Consider the following 20,600-nt stretch of genomic DNA (forward strand, 5'->3'; position numbering starts at 1 on the left):
ATCAATACATGAATACAAAAAAATATGGACGAACAGAACACAGAAAACAGAATAGAACTGCTAAAGGGCGATAAAGTACTTTGGATGGTCATCCTTGTGATCTCCATTTTCTCTATTTTCCCGGTATATTCTGCAAGTTCAAATCTGGAATATATCGTTAATAACGGGACCACTACAGGCCACGTTATCAAACATATGTTCTTTGTAGTTCTGGGTCTGGTGATCATGAGAGTCGTTGGAATGGTAAAATATGAGTACATCGGTAAGCTCAGCAGTATCCTGCTCGGCTTAATGATTGTGCTTCTCGTTGTCACCATGTTTACAGGACAAACCATTGATGGGGCCAGTGCTTCAAGATGGCTCAAAATTCCCGGTACACCGATCTCATTCCAGCCATCGTCATTTGCCTTTTTAATGCTCGTCATTTATCTCTGCAGGTATCTGACCAAGAAAATAACCAGAGAAAGACTTCCGATTGAGAACATTATGTACATATTCGGACCTATCCTGCTGGTATTTGTTTTAGTGGCAAAAGACAACGGTTCCACGGCATTGATGATCCTGCTGGTTTCTGTTATTGTTCTGATTATAGGACAGCTTCACTGGAAATACATTGCAGGCTTCATATCTTCCTCATTTGTAGCCATTGTTCTCTTCCTGATTATTGCATTAAATACCAACCTCATCGGCGGTAACCGTGTGCATACCTGGATGAGCCGTATCGAAACATTTACCTCCAGCAAAGCAAAAACAGCTGATGTAGATGACGAAAGCGTGAAAGCCAAAAACTACCAGGTAATGCAGGCCAAAGCCGCTATTGTTCATGGTGGAATTACCGGAATGGGGCCTGGAAAAAGTGCATTGAAGCAAATGCTTCCACAGTCCGCCTCCGACTTTATTTTTGCCGTGATTGTAGAAGAATATGGGCTTATTGGTGCCGCTTTCCTGATCTGTCTCTATCTTATTATGATGATCAGAATTGTGATGATTGCCAGTAAAATGCCCGCCTTTTTCGGGTCGCTGCTCGTGCTCAGTCTCGGGGTGATGATCTTCATTCAGCTTTCTGTCAATATTGCTGTAGCAGTCAATCTGATCCCGGTAACAGGACAGCCGCTGCCATTGATAAGTTATGGAGGAACCTCCATGCTGGTCACCTATCTCCAGCTTGGAATTATTTTAAATATAAGCTCAAGAATCCAGATATACGATGAAGAAGGAATGGGCAAAAAACAAAGTGTAGCAGAAATTAATGATATCGCTTAACTCAAAACAAACGGTATCAATAAGACAATAAAAATGAACAAAAAACTAAAAGTAATATTATCCGGAGGCGGAACAGGAGGACACATCTTCCCGGCTATCGCTATTGCAGATGAAATCAGAAGAAGATTTCCTGATACCGAATTTTTGTTCATAGGGGCCAACGGAAAAATGGAAATGGAAAAAGTTCCGCAGGCAGGCTATAAAATAGAAGGAATTGATATCGCCGGAATCAACAGGGGGAATATATTATCGAATTTAGGGCTGCCTTTCAAAATTTTGAAAAGCTTATCTAAATCAAAAAGGATTATTAAAGGTTTTGCTCCTGATTTTGCGGTAGGAACAGGGGGTTTTGCAAGCGGGCCGGCTTTATATGAAGCCAGTAAACTGGGAATTCCAATTTTCATCCAGGAGCAGAATGCCCATGCCGGTGTAACGAATAAAATATTAAGCAAGAAAGCCAAAGCAGTTTTCACAGCTTATCCGAAAGTGGAAGGCTTCCCTGCTGAAAAAATAAAATTCCTGGGGAATCCTATTCGTGAGAATATTATTTCAGGAATGCAGGAAACCGCCCAGGCAAAAGAAAAAATGGGACTGAGCAAAGATAAGCTTACGATACTTTCAGTAGGTGGTTCTTTAGGCTCCAGAACATTAAACAATGCATGGAAATCTCACTTAAATGAAGTAATCGAAAAAGATTATCAGCTGATCTGGCAGACAGGAAAGCTTGATTATAAAGATATTGTAGAAGAAACAAAAAATAGTGACAGCAGAAACATTCAGATCCTGGAATTCATCAAAGATATGGAACTGGCCTATTCTGCAGCAGATATTATTGTTTCGAGAGCCGGAGCTATCGCTATTTCAGAGCTGGGAGTAGCAAAAAAACCGGTTCTTCTGGTACCATTCCCGTTTGCTGCGGAAGATCACCAGACCAAAAACGCCATGAATCTGGTCGAAAAAAATGCAGCCAGAATGGTAAAAGACTCTGAAGTGCAGGACAAATTCTGGAATACACTGGAAGAGATTTGCAGCAGTGAGAAGGTAAGAAGTGAAATGTCTCAGAACATGGAATATTTTGCCAAACCCAATGCAGCAAAAGAGATTGTGGATGAGATATTTAAAACTGTAAAAAGTACAATGTAAAATGTATTAACGACGAAACATACATGAATACATTTTACAAAATACATTAATACAAAAAGGAATGAACAATTTAAAAACATATCAAAATTATTACTTCGTAGGAATCGGAGGTATCGGGATGAGTGCTTTGGCGCGCTATTTCCATGCTTCGGGCAAGAAAGTTTTGGGCTACGATAAAACCAACACCAAACTCACTCAGCAATTGATGAGTGAAGGAATTGATATTGTTTTTGAAGATGTCATAGATAATAAAATCACTTCTTTACAGGCAGAAAATACATTGGTCATTTATACTCCGGCAATAAAAAAGCTTGGGATTTTAGATTATTTGAATGAAAATCAGTTTGAAGTTTTAAAAAGAGCCAAAGTTTTAGGCCTGATTACAGAAAATACAGACTGCATTGCAGTCGCCGGAACACACGGAAAAACAACTACTTCTACATTGGTTTCTCACCTGTGTAAAGAAGCCGACCTTCCATTTTCATGTTTTTTAGGTGGTATTTCTGAGAATTTTAAATCAAACTTCTTATATAACGGAACAGAATACTCCGTAGTAGAAGCAGATGAATATGACAGAAGCTTCCTGAACCTTTCTCCTGACTGGGCAGTAGTAACTTCTACCGATGCAGACCATCTGGATATTTACGGTGATAAAAATATGATTGAAGAAGGTTTCAAGCAGTTTGCAGCCCTTGTTCCGAATGGCAGACAGCTTTTTGTAAGAAAAGGACTGGATGTTGGCAGAGATCATAAAACCTATGCTGTCAATGAAGAGGCAGATTATTATTCAGACAATCTGCGAATGGAACATGACAAAATTTATTTTGATTTCCATACCCCTTCTGAAACCATCAAAGATTTCGTGTGGGAGATCCCGGGAATCCATAATGTGGAAAATGCTACAGCAGCATTAGCTATCCTTCACAATTTAGGCGTAGATTTTGAAACACTGAAAAAAGCTATTGCTAATTTTAAAGGAATTAAAAGAAGATACACCAAGCATATTTATTCTAACGGTAAAATTTACATCGATGATTATGCCCATCACCCAACGGAAATCAATGCCGTAATGGGGTCAATCCGAACCTTTTACCCGGATAAAAAGCTGTTGGTGGTCTTTCAGCCGCATCTTTTCAGCAGAACAAGAGATTTTGCGGACGGATTTGCAGAAAGTTTAAGCAAAGCGGATGAACTGATCCTTCTTGATATCTACCCTGCAAGAGAGCTTCAGGAAAATTTCGAAGGAATAACCTCTGATTGGCTGTTGGAAAAAGTAAATTCAGATAAAAAAGAGAAATCGGACTTGTCCGGTGCTTTTGAAAAAATAAAAGAAAAAGAATTTGACATCCTTCTCACCGTAGGCGCAGGAAATATTGACACCCTGTATGATCCTATTGCAGAATGGATAAATTCTTCTGTACAAAGTACAATGTAAAAAGTACAGAGATCATTAATAAAGTAACTAATTAGAATACAATAGTACACTGTACTTTTTACATTGTACAAAATATATGAAAAATAAATACAGAATATTAAAAATTGCTGTCACAGTGATCATCCTCGGATTACTGCTGAGTTTCTCATTGAAGAGATTCAGCGGCCAGAAGATCACGGACAATAAGATTTCTGTAAAAATGAATGAAAAAGCACCCGTATACTTCATTGATGAAAAAGATATCCGGGAAATTGTAAAAAAAGAAAATCCTTCCGGGAAAGTAGGAGATCTGAATATTCCCACACTTGAAAAGAAGATCAATTCACTTCCGGCCGTAGACAGTGCCAATGTCTATTTAAACCTGAACGGAAAACTGTACCTTGATATCAAACAGAGAGTTCCTGTTTTCAGACTGAATAAAGATGGAAGAGACTTCTATGTAGATGAAAAAGGTACCGAATTTCCTATTTCCAAAACCTATTCGCATCCCTGCATGCTGGTAACAGGGAATGTAAAGCCGGATGAATATCAAAAACTGGCCGAACTGGTTGAAAAAATTGATAAAGACGATTTCAGTAAAAAATTCTTTATCGGAATTTCAAAAGACAAAGACGATTATAATCTTCTGACCAGCGACGGAAATTATAAAGTGGAAATAGGAGATCTTGATAATATTGAATTTAAAGTAAAAGGTCTGAAGACCTTTGTAGAGAAATATCTTGTATTCCAGGATCCTCAAAAATACAGCATGGTTTCTGTAAAATACCAGAACCAGATTGTAACCACTTTAAATCCTTATTTCAAAGAAAACGATAGTATTCTGAAAGCAGGGAATAAGGAACTGGCGAAAGTCCCGGCTCTGCCAGCAGTTAAAAAGCCTGATGTTCTGCCTAAACCTACAACAAAAACACCTTCAACAAAGCCGAAGGAAAAAATAAAACCAAAAACGACAACCAAGCCAAAGGAAACCAAAAAAACAGAGAAGAAGCCGGAGGCCAAAAAACCTAAGGCAAAAGTAAAAATAGAATAAAAAAGTCCAGATGGACAATTTAGCATAAAATTGGAATAAAATCCAGTTGACAAACAAGGAAAAAGTAGAAAAAAATCAAATCGACATAAAATGGAAAATCAAGAGTATTCAGTAGGTCTGGACATTGGGACAACGAAGATTGTCGCGATTGTCGGAAGGAGGAATGCACACGGGAAGATAGAAGTTCTCGGGGTTGGAAAGGCCAAAAGTCTTGGAGTTCATAAAGGTATTGTGAATAATATATCACAAACCATTAATTCAATCAAGGCCGCCGTTTCTGAAGCACAATCCAGCGCAGGAGTTCCTATCCGTAAAGTGACGGTAGGTATTGCAGGAAAACACATACGTTCTCTGCAGCATTCCGACTATATTATGCGTGAGCATCCGGATAAATTTATTACAGACGATGACATCGAAGCACTGAAAGATCAGGTAAAAAAGCTTGTCATGCTTCCCGGAGAAGAAATTATCCACGTTCTTCCACAGGAATATAAAGTGGATTCCGAAGGTGAAATTCAGGAGCCGGTAGGAATGCACGGAAAACGTTTAGAAGCTAATTTCCACGTGGTAGTAGGACAAATGGGCAGCATCAGAAACATCGCAAGATGTGTAAGAGAAGCTGGTCTGGAAATGGAGGCCCTTACCCTGGAACCTTTAGCCTCTTCCGAAGCCGTATTAACGAAAGAAGAAAAAGAAGCCGGTGTTGCCATTGTTGACATCGGAGGTGGTACCACAGATATTGCGATCTTTAAAGACAACATCATCCGTCATACCTGCGTAATTCCTTACGGAGGCGGAATTATCACAGAAGACATCAAAGAAGGCTGCTCTATTATAGAAAAACATGCAGAACAGTTGAAAGTAAAATTCGGTTCTGCAGTTCCTGAATTAGAAAAAGACAGTACATTTGTTACTATTCCAGGCCTTCACGGAAGACCAGATAAGGAAATCTCCCTTAAAACTTTGGCTCAGATCATCAATGCCAGAGTAGAAGAGATCCTGGAAATGGTCAATACAGAATTAAAAGCTTACGGGGCATTTGAACAAAAGAAAAAGCTGATTGCTGGGATTGTCCTTACAGGAGGCGGATCCAACTTAAAACACCTTCGTCAGCTTGCCAATTATACAACAGGTTTTGACAGCAGAATCGGTTTTGCGAACGAATATATTGCCAACGATAAAAACCAGTACCTGAAAGGCCCGGAATTTGCTACATCAATCGGCTTGCTGATGGAAAGTTTAAAGATCCGCGACAAAAAACAGGGATCAGAAACACAAGAACTTGTTGAAGAGGAATTAGCTAAAGCTGAAACTGCTCCGGCACAGACAGAAACAGTTCAGCAGGCTCAGCCGGCAGCAATAGTTCAGGATCAATCCGTTGTTAGTGAGCAGCAGGAAAACAGAAGAGCTAAACTGACTTTCGGGCAGTCGCTTATGGAAAAAGTTAAAAAATTCTTTGAAGAAGTAGAGTAAAATATAAATGATAGAAGATTATTGATAATTGATAAATAAAATGCATATTGCCAACCCCGTTTATCACTCATCAGTTATCATTCGTCAATCATCAATTATAAAAAGCATAGTTATGGAAAATATAGGTACACAAGGATTTTCATTTGATTTGCCAAAAGGAAATTCATCCATCATAAAAGTTATCGGTGTAGGAGGCGGTGGAAACAACGCCTTGAAGCACATGTACGAGAAAGGTATTTACGGAGTAGATTTCGTGGTCTGTAATACCGATGCCCAGACTTTAGACAATAACCCTGTTGCCAACAAAGTACAGCTGGGGACTACCATCACGGAAGGTCTTGGTGCCGGAGCAGATCCTGAGGTTGGGGAAAAATCTGCTATTGAAAGCATCGAAGAGATCAAAGCATCCATGGGGCAGAATACCAAAATGGTGTTCATCACAGCCGGAATGGGTGGTGGTACCGGGACAGGAGCAGCTCCGGTTATTGCCAAAGTAGCCAAAGATATGGGAATTCTTACGGTAGGTATCGTTACCGTTCCTTTCAGCTTTGAAGGCAAAAGAAGACTTGAACAGGCCGAAATAGGTCTTGAAAAACTAAGAAATAATGTTGACTCACTGATTGTAATCAATAATGATAAACTAAGACAGCAGTTCGGAAACCTTGGCTTCAAGCAGGGGTTCTCAAAAGCCGATGAAGTTTTAACCAATGCCGCGAAAGGAATGGCAGAAGTTATTACCGGTTACTTTGATGTAAACATTGACTTTAGAGATGCCAAATCTGTCCTTCAGAACTCCGGCACGGCATTGATGTCTACCGGAATTGCTTCAGGAGAAAACAAAGCAGAAGAAGCCGTTAAAAAAGCACTGGACTCTCCGTTATTGAATGACAACAAAATAACAGGAGCTAAAAACGTTCTTCTATTGATCAGAAGTGGTGCGGAAGAAGTAACCATGGATGAGATCGGGGTCATTATGGACCACATCCAGAAAGAAGCCGGAAATACTGCAGATATTATCTTCGGGGTCGGTGCTGATGAGGAATTAGGAGATTCTGTAAGCGTTCTTGTCATCGCTACAGGTTTTTCAAATGACAGCAAGAGATTCGCCGGACCTACAGAAAAAATAAGAATCAGTCTCAACGACAGTTTAGAGACTCCTAAAGCTTCTCCTTTTAAGACAAGGGAAGAAAGAGATGCTACTTCTGAAACAACTCGTGATTTCGGAGGAAAACACACGTTCAGACTGGATGACGAAGACAATGATGCTCCACAGTTCGGTATGACTTCTTCTGAAAAAAAAATGAGTATTAAAGAAGAAGAAATTAAAACCGAAATAAAATTCTTTGATAAAGAGGAAGATACACAGAATAGCTGGAGAAATGAGCAAGAAGCGGAAGAAGAGTCTTACAGCCTGTTCTCTCATGATGACGAAGAGGGAGAAGATCCTAATGATCTGGAAATCGAATCTTTTAAATTTGATTTTGATGCCAGAAAAGATGAAACTCCATCTACTCCGGCAACACGTGCTTTCTCTGATGAAAAGCCAATTGAATTTAGTTTCTTTGTCAATAATCAGCCTTCATCTAATGAGCCTAAAACAGACTTCGGACAGCCAAAAGCAGAGTTTACAGCTCCTGCCAGTGCAGTAACAGAAATTCCGGTTCAGGCAGCTGAAGCTATCTTCCAGACAAGACAGGAAGAACCGAAAGCTGAAACAAAACCAGCTTTTGAGGAAAAAACAGAAATTGAAACTCCAAAATCCTCCGAATCAGAATTCACCTTTGTGAATAAAGCAGTGGATCAGGAAAGAATTTCGGAGAGAAGAAATAAATTAAAAGAATTCAATTCACGCTATCAAAGCTTTGACAGTACAAGTGAATTCGAATCTGTTCCTGCTTTCAAGAGAAAAAATATTGCTATTGACGGAACCAATGCATCAGACCAGAATATCAACACATATCTGTCTGACAACAATGGGTCTATGCAGGTGAAAGAAAACAGATTTTTAAATAAAGATGTTGATTAAATTAATATAACAATGTAAAATGTACCAATGTAACAATACAACCGTCATGCTGAGTTTGTGAAGCATCTCATTGGTAAACTGTTACATTGATACATTGTTAAATTTAAAACCATGAGTTTAGAAAATACTATAAGTGAAGCTATTAAGACCGCTATGAGAGAAAAAGACAGAGTTGCTCTGGATTCTCTGAGAGCTGTAAAAGCTCAGATCTTACTTCTACAGACGGAAGCGAGAGGCGCTGAAGTTTCTGCGGAACAGGAAATTGCTATCCTGCAGAGAATGATTAAGCAGCGTAAAGATTCTTTCGAACAGTTCGCTGCACAAGGAAGAAATGACCTTGCGGAAGTGGAAGAAGCGCAGATGAAAGTCATTGAGAAATTTCTGCCTGAACAGCTGAGTCCGGAAGAACTGGAAACAGAAATTAAGAATATCATTACCCAAACCGGAGCTGAGTCTGCCAAAGATTTAGGAAAAGTAATGGGAGCTGCTTCAAAAGCGCTGGCAGGAAAATCTGACGGAAAAAGTATTTCAGAAATGGCTAAGAAGCTGCTTTCTTAGACGGATACGCATCACAAGATTCGGGTATATTGCCCGAAACATGAGGCACGAGCCTTAAAACCAGGATATCCAACCTTTGCATATCGATTTGATTAAAGAATCCCGGAACGCTAGCGTTCCGGGATTCATTTTGGATATTCATAATATTTAATTCAGTCTATCATTATTCAAAACTGAAGAAGCCTCTACTTAACTGCTGAAAATCAGGTGGTGTTAAATAATTTGAGTGCTCGAGGGAAAGCAGTAAATGTTTTTTTCATGGTCAGTTGTTTTCAGAATCATTTCAAATTTAATAAATAATTATCATTATTCATAATTTTATTTCATGTTTTTTTGAATATTATTGAAATATTAATATTGTATTAATTTTTTATGACTAAAGCATTGATAGTTTTTATATATTGAACAAACGCAAAGAATTGTTTAACTTTGTATCGATAAAAAAACAAAATATATGTATCCAACAGATTTAGTAATGCCTATGAAGGCAGAACTTACAGATAAAGGTTTCGAAGATTTAACATCTCCAGCGCAGGTAGAAGAGACTTTAAAGCAGCCAGGAACTACGCTATTGGTTATTAATTCAGTGTGCGGATGTGCGGCTGGAGCAGCAAGACCGGGAGTTGTATACTCTTTGACAGGAGACAAAAAACCTGATCATTTAGCAACTGTTTTTGCAGGATTTGATACGGAAGCTGTAGCAGAAGCAAGAAAACACCTTGCTCCATTCCCTCCAAGCTCACCATGTGTAGCTCTTTTCAAGGATGGTGAATTGGTTCACATGCTGGAAAGACATCACATTGAAGGTAATCCTGCAGGCGCTATTGCAGCCAATCTTCAGGCAGCTTTTGATGAGTATTGCTAAGAAATAATAGACCTAAATACTGAACCGTTACATAATTTGTAGCGGTTTTTTTATTTAACACCTTAAAAATTCTCTAAAAATCCAAATATTATTATATTTGTTGAAATGGCAACAAAGGCACTCTTCAATACTGTGGTCAACTGGTTTATCCGCCAAAGAATAGACCAGATTCAGAATTTCATGGATCATCCCATTGAAACTCAGAAAGGTATACTCTTTTCCCAATTATTTCATGCTGAAGACACTGAATACGGCAAAACATACGGCTTTAATTCGATCTCAAGCTATCAGGACTTTAAAAATAAGGTTCCGATCGTTGCTTATGAAGATTTTGAACCCTATATTGAGAAAGCGAGGCAGGGTCACAAGGATGTAAGCTGGCCTGGTTACATCAAACATTTTGCAAAATCATCGGGAACCACAAATGCCAAGAGCAAGTTTATCCCTATTTCTGCAGAAAGCCTTGAATACTGTCACATGAAAGCGGGAAAAGATATGGTTTCCATCTACACTAATAACCATCCCGAAAACCAGCTATTCACCAATAAGAATCTGCGTTTGGGCGGAAGTTCTGAGCTTCATGCAAATTTCAACACCAAATTCGGAGACCTTTCCGCTATTTTAATTGACAATCTTCCTTTTTGGGTAGAGATCACCACAACACCAAGCAAAAAAGTCTCCCTGATGGCTGAATGGGAAAGTAAGCTTAAAGCCATCACCTCTGAAGTAAAGAATGAAGACGTCGGCAGCATCCTCGGAGTGCCGAGCTGGATGATGGTCCTTCTTCAAAGGGTTTTAAAAGAGACAGGCAGCGGAAGTATTTCTGAGCTGTGGCCCAATTTAGAGGTCTTTTTTCACGGCGGAATAAGCTTTAAGCCATACAAGGACCAATACAGCCAGATCATCGGAAAAAAGATCAATTACTACGAAATTTACAATGCTTCCGAAGGTTTCTTCGGGATACAGGACAGATCGGACAGTGATGAAATGCTGCTGATGCTGGATTATGGTATTTTTTATGAATTCATTCCGATGGACCAGTTTCATTTTTCCAATCCGAAAGTCGTAAGCCTGGAAGATGTTGAAGTGGGAAAAAACTATGCAATGGTAATTACGACAAACGGAGGATTGTGGAGATATCTGATTGGGGATACCGTTGTGTTTACCTCAACCAGCCCTTTCAGAATAAAAATTACGGGAAGAACCAAACATTATATCAACGCGTTCGGAGAAGAACTTATGATCACCAATGTGGAATCTGCCCTTACCAAAGCCTGTGAAGTAACCGGTGCAAGCATTACCGATTTTACAGGAGCTCCTGTTTTCATGAAAGAAAATGAAAGTGGCGCCCATGAATGGATCTTCGAATTTAGCCGCCATCCGGATGACCTGGAACGTTTTACTGATGCTTTTGATCATCATCTAAAAACGATCAATTCGGATTATGAAGCCAAAAGATATAATAATCTGACATTGAAAAGACCGATTGTTCACATTGCAAAACCTGATCTTTTCTACCACTGGCTTGAATCTAAAGGCAAGCTTGGCGGCCAGAATAAAGTCCCGAGACTAAGTAACGATCGAGAGTATATAGATCCTTTGCTGGATCTTAACAAGTAATAACATCTTTCCTTTAAAGGAGTTTGTAAGACATAAAAAAACGCAGTCAAAATTTCGACTGCGTTTTCTGTATCATAGTATTTCACTATTTATTTAGATCTTCCTTCAGCTTTTTTGCCCCTTCTTCTACTTTAGCAGCTCCTTTTGCAGCAGCATTCTTTACATCCTGTCCAACTTCCTGAGCACCGGCTTTGAGATCTTTTCCTGCTTTGTTAATATCTTCTTTAGCTTTTTGAGCGGCATCGTCTATTTTATTTCCGGCTGCATCAACTTTAGTTTTCACATCTTCTTTAGCTTTATCTATTTTAGTGGTATCTATAAGAGCAGAAGGTGTTTCTGAAACCGTAGTTGTAGTAGTTGTTACTGATCCGTCTGCGTTTTCAACCTGCTCTGTTTTGGTCGTTGATTTTGTGCATGATACAGCAAGTACTGCCACTACAGCTGCTGCTAAAATTTGTTTTTTCATATTGTATATTTTTTTAATGTATTTTTATTATGTTTTTGCCCCGTTGGTTGGCGGGCTGTCGGCCGTTTTCTGCTTCTTCTCTGCTTCCGTCTTTTTCCTTTCCTCTTCCAGCTTCTTTTTGTTTTCTTTTTCAAGCTCTTCTTTCAGCTTCTGCTCTTTTTTCTGAAGCTTTTCGGCCTGTTTTATAGAATCCTGGTATTTCTGTGAGGACATTCTGATCTTGCGGACAATATCTATTGATGTTGCTCCTGCTGAAAATGAATCCACAGCTGCCGTATCATAATGAATTTTCATGTCCTGATCGGCGGCGAAACCCGAGGTTTCTTTCTTTGAGCAGGACTTTAATAACAGTGATACCATAAAAACTGCAGACAGAAAATTTTTCATGGAACTAATTTAGCAGAAATTCTGCAATTACAGGATAGTGATCCGATAATTTTACAGCATGATCCACTTTATAGCTTAAAGGAATGATAGATTTTGAAGTGAATATATAATCGATCCTAAGTGGTATCTTATAATCATGAAAACTGGTAGAAGCACCATTTCCTACAGTAACAAAGGCATCCTGAAGATTTTTCCCCAGATTATAGTATTCATAGGAGTTAGGCACCGAATTAAAATCACCAGCCAGGATTACCGGATAAGGTGAAAAATCAATTACTTTTCTGATCTTTCTGATCTGCGCTTCATGAGCTTTAAATGTAGGTGTCATATGAGAAAGAAAATTGGTAATCTTCCCTCCTATATTTGCAAAACCATCAAATTTAAGCATTGACTTTTGAAGCCTGAAAGGTTCCAGATAAACCGTAACTACTCTTATGATCTTTCCGTTAATGTCTACATCGGCATAAAAAGAGTTTCCTCTTGCCTTATCGTCAAGCAGCTCTTCCTGTCTTAAGATTTTATGTTTTGTTTTCAGAATAACCGATGGATATTTTATCATATCACGCTGTATTGCCCTGTTGGTGTCTTTTTCCTGAACAAGAATAATATCTGCATCCTGATCTGTAATGTACTTTTTCACCTTGTCCCAGCCGAAATCTCCGTATTTCACATTAAATGTAAGAACTTTAATATCTCTGATCGATTTTAAATTTTCTGTTTTTGGAGAGAAATTCACCCATCTTCTTACCGGGTTATAAAAAAGAAGGCTACCCAATGCAAAAGCAATAGCAATTTTTTTTCCTTTGAAAATCCAGACAAGCGTCAGCAAAATATAGATTAAAATCAGATATGGGAATGCTAGGGAAAGCAGGTTAAGGCTGCCTAAAAAATTAGGCGGAATCCATGCATTGCTTAATGTGCACAACAGCAGTACGGCAACAGCAATATGTATAAACAGCAGTAATTGGCTCAGCTTCATGAAGTAACGGTCTAGGATACCTTTATTTTATCAAAAACCTTACCAAGCCTATTACTTTAACTAATTTTATGATTATTCATTGCTAATGGAGAATGTTCCCACCACCGGATAATGATCTGAAAGCTTTATAGTCCGATCCACTTTATAGGTAATGGGCTGTATGCTTTTTGAAGTAAAAATATAATCTATTCTTATTGGAAATTTATAGTCATGGAAGCTTGTTGCACTTCCTTTTCCTGCTTTCAGGAAGGCATCTTCCAGCCCTTCAGATAAATGATAGTATTCGTAAGAATTGGGAACGGAATTAAGATCTCCCATAACAATCACAGGATAGGGAGAATTTTCAATCCCATCTTTAACCACTCTCACCTGGTCCTGATGTTTTTTAAAAACCGGAATAAGCCTTTTCACAATATTTTTCAGCTTTCTTTCATCTTCTTCTTTGACTCCATCTATTTTGATCATCCCCTTTTCAAATTTAAATGGCTCTAAATAAATATTGATAAAACGGTATATTTTTCCTCTAATTTCAATATCTGCCTGGGAAGCATAAGCATTATTATTTTCGTAATCACTCTTGATGAGCTCTTTGGAATCTATAATTTTATGTTTTGAGAAGATTTTAAGAATCCCATTCTTGTTAATCACTTCCGTATCTTTAACAGAAACGTTTTTACCGGCCTCCTGCAGCATGACCACATCCGCGTTGGCATTGTTCAGAAATTTTTCAATTTCAGAAGCTCCCACTAATCCAGCTTTGACATTAAAAGTAATGACCTTTAGGTTTGCTGATTCTTTTTTACCAGAGGAAAAATTCACCCATCTTTGCATTGGGTTCAAAAAAATAAGCCCGGCCAGCATAAATACAAAAGTTCTCTTTTTCCAGCTGAAAAGCCAGAAAAGCGTAAATATTGCATATATGGCGATAAAAATGGGAAAACCCAGGGAAAGCAGATTGAACCACGGAAATATTTTAGGCGGAACATAGGCATTCAGAAAAGTACAAAGCAGCAGGAACAAAACGCCTACGTGCAGGATCAATATAATAAGACGGAAGACTTTCACAGATGTTCCTAATTGAATCTATACAGATGTTTCTTCCAGATCCTTGCAAGAATCCAGCCAACTAAGGCTCCTCCAACGTGAGCGAGATGAGCAATACCTCCACCGTTGCCGGAAATCCCCAGATATATGGAAACCACAATAACGATAGGCATCAGGTATTTTACCTTTATAGGAACAGGGATAAACATCATCATGATTTTTGAATCAGGATACAATGTGGCAAAAGCGGCCACCACTCCGAAAATAGCCCCGGAAGCCCCCACCATAGGCGTTGCCACAATTCCTTTTAAATTCTCCAACAATTCTTTCTGCTTAAGAACGGATGCCGCATCTCCATTAAATCCTACGCTTGCTCCAGATAAATAGGCATTGACATTGAATCCGAGCTGCTGCAATTCGTTCGTAAGCTGCTGTGCTTCAACAAAATTCCATAAATTAAAAAGGAAAAATGCCCCTAACCCACTTAGAAAATAGAGAATCAAATACTTTTTATCCCCTAATGTCTGCTCCAGGATAGGCCCGAAACTGTATAGCGTGAGCATATTAAACAAAATGTGCATGATACTTCCATGCATAAACATATGGGTAATGATCTGCCATGAATGAAAAAACGGTGAAAAAGGATAAAACCCGGCAAGATAGCCGATTACCTGGTTTCCAAGAAAATAAGTCCCAATGAATACAATAATATTGATAATGATAATATTTCTTGTGATGGGCGGTATATTGTTAAACATTTTTAAAATTTGTTTTTAAAATCATTAAACGGAACTTCATAAAAGCATCTTTTCCCATCCGGTAAAAATTCCGGAAAGCCTAATGCTGTAAAGTCTTTGATCATCTGTTCCGCATCTTTTTTATAGATAAAGTCAAACCTTGATTTTGACTGCATTTTGTTCCATTGGTTGAGATAAAACTGCATAAACTCTTCTTCGGTCTTATATTCCAGAATCTCAAAAAGGTTCTCCAGGAACTTCATGGCCTGGGTTTCTTTTAATCCTTCGGGAAGAGCGTCTATCCTCAACACACTTTCATGTGCAATTTTCATGTCAAACCCAAGTTCAGGAAGAAATTTTTTGAAAGAATTGTATTTATTCTTTTCTATTTCGTTCATATGATACTCCAGAGAAAACAGAAGTGTATGGCTGTTTGGGTTGACATTGGGCTTCTTTGAGCTTTTATTATTTTCTGAAACAACCAGCCGATGCATTCTTCCTAAGTCCAGCATAAGGGTTACATCGCCTTTATTGAACAGCCAGTAACCGTTCGGCAGTCTCATCAGATCCTCATCGAAATCTTCATCTTCAAATAAATTGATCTTCGAAGGTTCTGCTGTAATATTCTGGTGGTACATTTCCGTAAGGTTCTGGATCTCTTCGGGACGCACATTTCTTTCTTCAATAAATGGATTGTAGTCTTTATCTACTATAATCTCCGGCATTTTGATCACTCCATCTCCACCGTTTCCCTTGCTTGGAAAAGGTTTGTTCATCATCGCATCCATTTCAGGATCTTTATCAAAATCAAGGCTAGGAGAAACATTATAAATTCCCAGAGACCTTTTAATGGTGGAACGAAGAAGGGCAAAGATCAGATGCTCATCTTCAAACTTCACTTCCGTTTTCTGGGGATGGATATTCACATCTATTTTTTCCGGATCCATCTCAAGATATAGAAAAAATGTAGGAACATAGCCCGGAAGAAGCAATCCTTCGAAAGCTTCCTGAACCGCTTTATTGAAATAAGGACTTCTGAAATATCTTCCGTTCACAAAAAGAAACTGCTCGCCTCTGGATTTTTTAGCGCCTTCCGGCTTCGCAACAAAACCGTGAAGCTTACACCAGATGATATCTTCTTTGATAGGAATCAGCTGCGGTTGCAGTTTACGTCCGAAAACATCTACAATACGCTGCATCTGGCTTCCTTTTCTTAATCTGAAAACGGCCTCATCATCATGAAACAGGGAAAATTCCAGATTTTCATGGGCTAAGGCAACACGCTGGAATTCATCAATAACATGTCTGAATTCAACATTATTATTTTTAAGGAATTTTCTTCTGGCCGGAACATTGTAAAAAAGGTTCTTAACCAGGAAATTAGATCCGTCGGCTGTCTGGATCGGGTCCTGAAACTGAAAAACACCGCCTTCAATGTAGATATTCGTCCCGATTTTAGCATCATTCTGCTTTGTCCTCAGCTCAACCTGGGAAACTGCAGCGATAGATGCCAGTGCCTCGCCCCGAAATCCTTTTGTAACGATCTTGAAAATATCTTCTGTTCCTTTGATCTTTGACGTAGCATGTCTTTCAAACGCCATTCTGGCATCGGTCTCAGACATTCCTTTACCGTCATCCACCACCTGGATCAGGTTTTTTCCAGCATCCCTGATAATCAATTCTATCTTGGATGCTCCCGCATCAATAGCATTCTCCAAAAGCTCCTTCACAATGGACGCAGGCCTCTGCACCACTTCTCCTGCTGCAATTTGGTTGGCTACATGATCCGGTAAAAGCTGAATAATATCTGACATAAAACGTATAATCAACTTACAAAAATAGTCAATGGAAACCGGAATTAAAACATTAAAACGGTGAATTAAAATTTAATTATCAACATTTTAATAACAATTTACCGCGTTATTTCTGTTTTATACCTGACAGAGGTTGAATGAATCTTTTATTGATTCTTGCTTTCCGGCTTATAACTAATGAAAACACCCCTTTTCGATGATAGAAAAAGGGTGATTTACAGCTAGTTTACAAAATTTGATATTATTTTTATTGCTCATTCATCAAAGACAAGCCTTCTTTTTTCTTTTCTTTTTGGAATACCGTGGACTTTGTCATATAGATAAGCCAACATGTTAGGCTTTTTATAAATTCTGCTGTATCGGTATTTGGTATTAAAGTGTCTTATATGAATTTTATAGGCATCATAGCCAATCACAACTAAGAGACAGATGCTGATCACATAAAATACCCTGAATTCAAGATAATAATACGTAAGTCCAGAGAAAACAGCACCCAAAACATAGGCAGCCATAATACTCATAAGTAATTTTGCTCTTCCTATCAGCTCACCATTCTTTCTGTATTTTTTCTGGGTAAACATGGAAAGAAGGATTCCAAGGTCGGTGGTGGTACCCGTGAGATGGGTTGTTTTCACTGAGAAATTGGAAATACTTGCTGTAAGGCCGTTCTGAAGTCCGGTGGCAAAAAGCATCAGCGCTACCAGATATTCAGTTTCTTCCAGTGTTTTCTGATAGTAAAACTGTCCATATATTCCCACAAACAGTAGGCATATAATTTCTAAAACAATAGGCATGGAATGGGCAAAATATTTACTCTTTTTATTGAAGTTGATCACTATGAAGTTAGACAGAAAGCTCCCGAAGAAGAACAGGAAGATCCATGCACCTACCACAGCCACCTGCGTCCAGTTTCCCTTGCTGATCTCAGCAGCTAAGACGGCATAATGTCCAGTTACGTTCGATGTAAAAGAGAGAAATATTAACAGGGAGGCGATATTTATAGTCCCTGCAGTGAATGCAGTCAGCGTTCCCAATCTGATATTGTCTCCCAACGTTCGGCTGTTACTATAATTTCTTAACATTTTTTATTCTTATTATATTGTGTTTTCTTTTTTTAGACCTCCACAAAGACCTCAGCCAGTCTTCCTCTTTCCGGAAGCCGTTCAGCAATTTCCACCTTAATTTCCCGCACCTGAAGCGCTCTGCATTTTTTAATGTAAGGTGTTATATCAAACTTTCCTTTGCCTTTACTCTTAATAGATGGTGAATAATAGGCTTCCTCAATATGCTCTGCTTTCACATAATTATCGAATGTCCTCTGAAAGCTTCCAGTGAAAATATCGCAGACAATCTTATTAACTAAATGCGGGTATTTATTTTTGATAATTCCATAGGCATCACAGAATTCCTGCGGCCTGATCTTATTAAAAATTGTGCTTTTTGTATTGAACAGAAGGTCTCTGATGGAATCTCCTCCATCATATCCTGAAACCAAAAGAATATTATACTGGTTCTGGTCTTCTGATGCTTCTTTCTCTTTCAGCACTTTTTTTAATATATTCAGTGACTCAAGAGAGTAATCCGTTGCGATTAAGATTGTTTTGGTCATATCCTTTAGATTTAGGTTTATTGTCATATTTTGATGATACAAAACTAAAGCGGCAAGATTAGAAGCTCTTTGGAACGGAATTAAAATGTGATTAAAGAGATTAAAATGAGATTAGAATATTATTAACAGGCGTTAATATGAGAAAATTTGAAATTGAAATGCTTAGTTTTCGAAGTAATGAAAATTAAGCAGATAGATGAGATTGAACAGATTGACGTTTGTTATTAAACTCCTTCCGGCCTCGTACTATAGAAATTAGGAAAGCGCATCTGCACGGTCGTTCCCTCGTTTTCGTGAGAACTTACGATCAGTTCGCCATTGTGCATCCTTACAATATTTCTTGCCAGCGGAAGTCCTATTCCGTAGCCTTCATAATTCTTGGTATTGGAAGCCCTGAAAAACGGGTCATAGATTTTGTTCATCTCCTCCTCCGGAATCCCGATTCCGAAGTCTTTTACAATGATATACACATCTGTATCTGTGGCACCCAACGAAACTTTTACCTGCTGGAAATTAGAATATTTACAACCGTTATTGATGATATTGGCTACCGCAAGATGCAACAGCTGTTCGTTGCCCTGTACTTTTAGTTTTTTGGGATTGTCAGGAAGCATGCTGATATCCAGGTAGATATTATTCCTTGAATCGATCTTTCTTAGTGTTTCAATAACATCCCAAAGCAGCTGATCTATCCTTACTTTATCCATTTTCTGGATCTTTCCGTCGAAACCGGTCTGAGCAATCATTAATAAGGCCTTAATCTTTTTATCCAGTTTTTCTGCTTCATCAAGGATAATCTCCAGGGTTTCTTTGTATTCATCAGCCGTTCTGCCGATAGAAAGGGCTACATCCGCCTCTCCCATAATCGAGGTAAGAGGTGTTCTCAATTCATGGGAAACATTCCCGATCAGATGGTTTTGGGTTTCAAATGAGGTTTCTATACGGTTCAGCATTCCGTTGAAAGTTTCTATCAGCTCATTAAGTTCCTTATTGTCAGGCTGTGGCTCCAACCTCAGGTGAAGATTTTCAGAACTGATCTCTTTTACCTTACCGGTAATTTTTAAGATGGGCTTAAATAAGGTTTTAGATAGATAAAAAGAAAAGATCATACTGAAGAACAGAGATAGCACAATACAGGTGATCAGCGTTCTCTTTAAAAATCCCAGGTAATAAATTACATAATGATTCTTGGCAGAAGCAATGGCTATATAGTCTTTATCATCATACTTAAAGGTCTGCCCGATATAATAAAATTCCTTATCATTATAATTAGCCTCCCCTTTTCTGACAATACTTTTGAAAAAATAATCGGGAATATGAAGTTCCTGTGAGATTTTTCTGTAATTGGAATCAGCCGGAACCGCAAAAACATAATCTCTTTCCATGGGCAGTTCCTCATCATTGAGGCCATTGAGGATATAGTTTTCGGGAAGATCGAGATGGTCCTTGCTTTTCTCGATCTGAACAATGGTCGTTGTACGGATTTTCAGCAGCTCATAAAACCTCTGGTGTGAAAAGTTGACAATCGAAAAATAAACCAACCCACTGAACAGCAAAATGATGGCAGTAAATACCAGCATTAAGAGGACCATCGTTTTGGTCTGGTTTGTGACAACTTTATTAAACATCCATTAAGTTTTTTTCAGTACGTAACCCATTCCTATCACGGTATGGATCAGCTTATTATCATCCTGTCTATCCAGTTTTTTTCTTAGATAATTTACATAAACATCTACCACATTGGTCCCTAGCTCATAATTGACACCCCATACCGCATCCAGAATTTCAGCTCTGGAAATTACTTTTTCGGGATTGTTCAGGAAGTATAGCAAAAGTTTATATTCTGTAGAAGTCAAAGAAATTTCATCTCCGGCGCGGGTCACTTTTTTTGTATAATCATTAACAACTAAGTCTGAAAACTGGAACACATGCTCATTGTCAGGCTCCGGCTCGGCAGTTTCCTGAGAGTTTATTCCGTTACTCCTTCTCAATAGTGATTTTACCCGGGCTACCAGTTCAATGAATTTGAAAGGTTTTACGAGATAATCATCGCCGCCGCTTTCTAAGCCTAACACAATATTTTCGGACGTTCCCAATGCTGTCAAAAACAGGATTGGAACATGCTTATTGGTTTTCCTGATCTCTTTACAA

Annotated in this window: 19 protein-coding genes; 9 read left to right on the forward strand and 10 right to left on the reverse strand. The window is 38.6% G+C overall.

The genetic code is table 11. From position 1 onward, the window contains the following. The first annotated feature begins 24 nt into the window (after positions 1–24). The 9 genes from DRF60_RS15885 (at position 25) to DRF60_RS15925 (ending at position 11,413) form a co-directional block, all read left to right on the forward strand. Positions 25–1,263, forward strand: coding sequence for an FtsW/RodA/SpoVE family cell cycle protein (locus DRF60_RS15885; RefSeq protein WP_111954388.1), 1,239 nt, complete (start codon positions 25–27; stop codon positions 1,261–1,263). Between the two features lie 33 nt (positions 1,264–1,296). Further along, positions 1,297–2,406, forward strand: coding sequence for an undecaprenyldiphospho-muramoylpentapeptide beta-N-acetylglucosaminyltransferase (gene murG, locus DRF60_RS15890; protein WP_116012983.1), 1,110 nt, complete (start codon positions 1,297–1,299; stop codon positions 2,404–2,406). A 61-nt stretch (positions 2,407–2,467) separates the two neighbouring features. Further along, positions 2,468–3,841 (forward strand): UDP-N-acetylmuramate--L-alanine ligase, encoded by a 1,374-nt coding sequence (murC, locus tag DRF60_RS15895; protein WP_116012984.1) that lies wholly within the window; start codon positions 2,468–2,470, stop codon positions 3,839–3,841. Between the two features lie 76 nt (positions 3,842–3,917). Then, positions 3,918–4,871 carry a cell division protein FtsQ/DivIB gene (locus tag DRF60_RS15900; RefSeq protein ID WP_116012985.1) on the forward strand — a complete coding sequence of 318 codons (954 nt, stop codon included), beginning with the start codon at positions 3,918–3,920 and terminating at the stop codon, positions 4,869–4,871. A 90-nt stretch (positions 4,872–4,961) separates the two neighbouring features. After that, positions 4,962–6,344 carry a cell division protein FtsA gene (ftsA, locus tag DRF60_RS15905; RefSeq protein WP_116012986.1) on the forward strand — a complete coding sequence of 461 codons (1,383 nt, stop codon included), beginning with the start codon at positions 4,962–4,964 and terminating at the stop codon, positions 6,342–6,344. A gap of 112 nt (positions 6,345–6,456) precedes the next feature. Next, a complete protein-coding gene (gene ftsZ, locus DRF60_RS15910; protein ID WP_116012987.1) occupies positions 6,457–8,370 on the forward strand; it encodes a cell division protein FtsZ in 1,914 nt (637 codons plus the stop codon). Positions 8,371–8,481: 111 nt separating this feature from the next. Further along, a complete protein-coding gene (locus tag DRF60_RS15915) occupies positions 8,482–8,928 on the forward strand; it encodes a GatB/YqeY domain-containing protein (protein ID WP_116012988.1) in 447 nt (148 codons plus the stop codon). A 454-nt stretch (positions 8,929–9,382) separates the two neighbouring features. Continuing rightward, positions 9,383–9,793, forward strand: a complete 411-nt coding sequence (locus DRF60_RS15920) for a BrxA/BrxB family bacilliredoxin (RefSeq protein ID WP_116012989.1) — start codon at positions 9,383–9,385, stop codon at positions 9,791–9,793. A gap of 105 nt (positions 9,794–9,898) precedes the next feature. Next, positions 9,899–11,413, forward strand: a complete 1,515-nt coding sequence (locus DRF60_RS15925) for a GH3 auxin-responsive promoter family protein (protein ID WP_116012990.1) — start codon at positions 9,899–9,901, stop codon at positions 11,411–11,413. An 85-nt stretch (positions 11,414–11,498) separates the two neighbouring features. On the opposite strand, the gene DRF60_RS15930 is transcribed toward DRF60_RS15925, so the two are convergent. The 10 genes from DRF60_RS15930 to DRF60_RS15975 all read right to left on the reverse strand — a co-directional run. Next, on the reverse strand, positions 11,499–11,879 hold the full coding sequence (locus DRF60_RS15930; protein ID WP_116012991.1) for a hypothetical protein: 381 nt from the start codon (positions 11,877–11,879) through the stop codon (positions 11,499–11,501). Between the two features lie 27 nt (positions 11,880–11,906). Continuing rightward, on the reverse strand, positions 11,907–12,266 hold the full coding sequence (locus DRF60_RS15935) for a hypothetical protein (protein WP_116012992.1): 360 nt from the start codon (positions 12,264–12,266) through the stop codon (positions 11,907–11,909). A 4-nt stretch (positions 12,267–12,270) separates the two neighbouring features. Next, positions 12,271–13,245: an endonuclease/exonuclease/phosphatase family protein gene (locus DRF60_RS15940; RefSeq protein WP_116012993.1), complete on the reverse strand. Its 975-nt coding sequence runs from the start codon at positions 13,243–13,245 to the stop codon at positions 12,271–12,273. Positions 13,246–13,317: 72 nt separating this feature from the next. Continuing rightward, a complete protein-coding gene (locus tag DRF60_RS15945) occupies positions 13,318–14,310 on the reverse strand; it encodes an endonuclease/exonuclease/phosphatase family protein (protein ID WP_116012994.1) in 993 nt (330 codons plus the stop codon). A gap of 8 nt (positions 14,311–14,318) precedes the next feature. After that, positions 14,319–15,047, reverse strand: a complete 729-nt coding sequence (locus DRF60_RS15950) for a rhomboid family intramembrane serine protease (protein WP_116012995.1) — start codon at positions 15,045–15,047, stop codon at positions 14,319–14,321. Positions 15,048–15,049: 2 nt separating this feature from the next. Further along, entirely contained in the window at positions 15,050–16,840 is a 1,791-nt protein-coding gene (gene mutL, locus DRF60_RS15955) for a DNA mismatch repair endonuclease MutL (RefSeq protein ID WP_116012996.1), read from the reverse strand. Between the two features lie 254 nt (positions 16,841–17,094). Beyond that, complete coding sequence (locus DRF60_RS15960; RefSeq protein WP_116012997.1) at positions 17,095–17,922, reverse strand: YoaK family protein; 828 nt, start codon at positions 17,920–17,922, stop codon at positions 17,095–17,097. Between the two features lie 32 nt (positions 17,923–17,954). Beyond that, positions 17,955–18,449, reverse strand: a complete 495-nt coding sequence (locus DRF60_RS15965) for a hypothetical protein (protein ID WP_116013001.1) — start codon at positions 18,447–18,449, stop codon at positions 17,955–17,957. A 224-nt stretch (positions 18,450–18,673) separates the two neighbouring features. Continuing rightward, positions 18,674–20,077 carry a sensor histidine kinase gene (locus tag DRF60_RS15970; RefSeq protein ID WP_116012998.1) on the reverse strand — a complete coding sequence of 468 codons (1,404 nt, stop codon included), beginning with the start codon at positions 20,075–20,077 and terminating at the stop codon, positions 18,674–18,676. 3 nt (positions 20,078–20,080) lie between these two features. Next, a partial coding sequence (locus DRF60_RS15975) for a response regulator transcription factor (RefSeq protein ID WP_133297251.1) occupies positions 20,081–20,600 on the reverse strand: 520 nt, incomplete at its 5' end.

It is taken from the genome of Chryseobacterium elymi, from assembly GCF_003385495.1.
GTDB lineage: Bacteria > Bacteroidota > Bacteroidia > Flavobacteriales > Weeksellaceae > Chryseobacterium > Chryseobacterium elymi.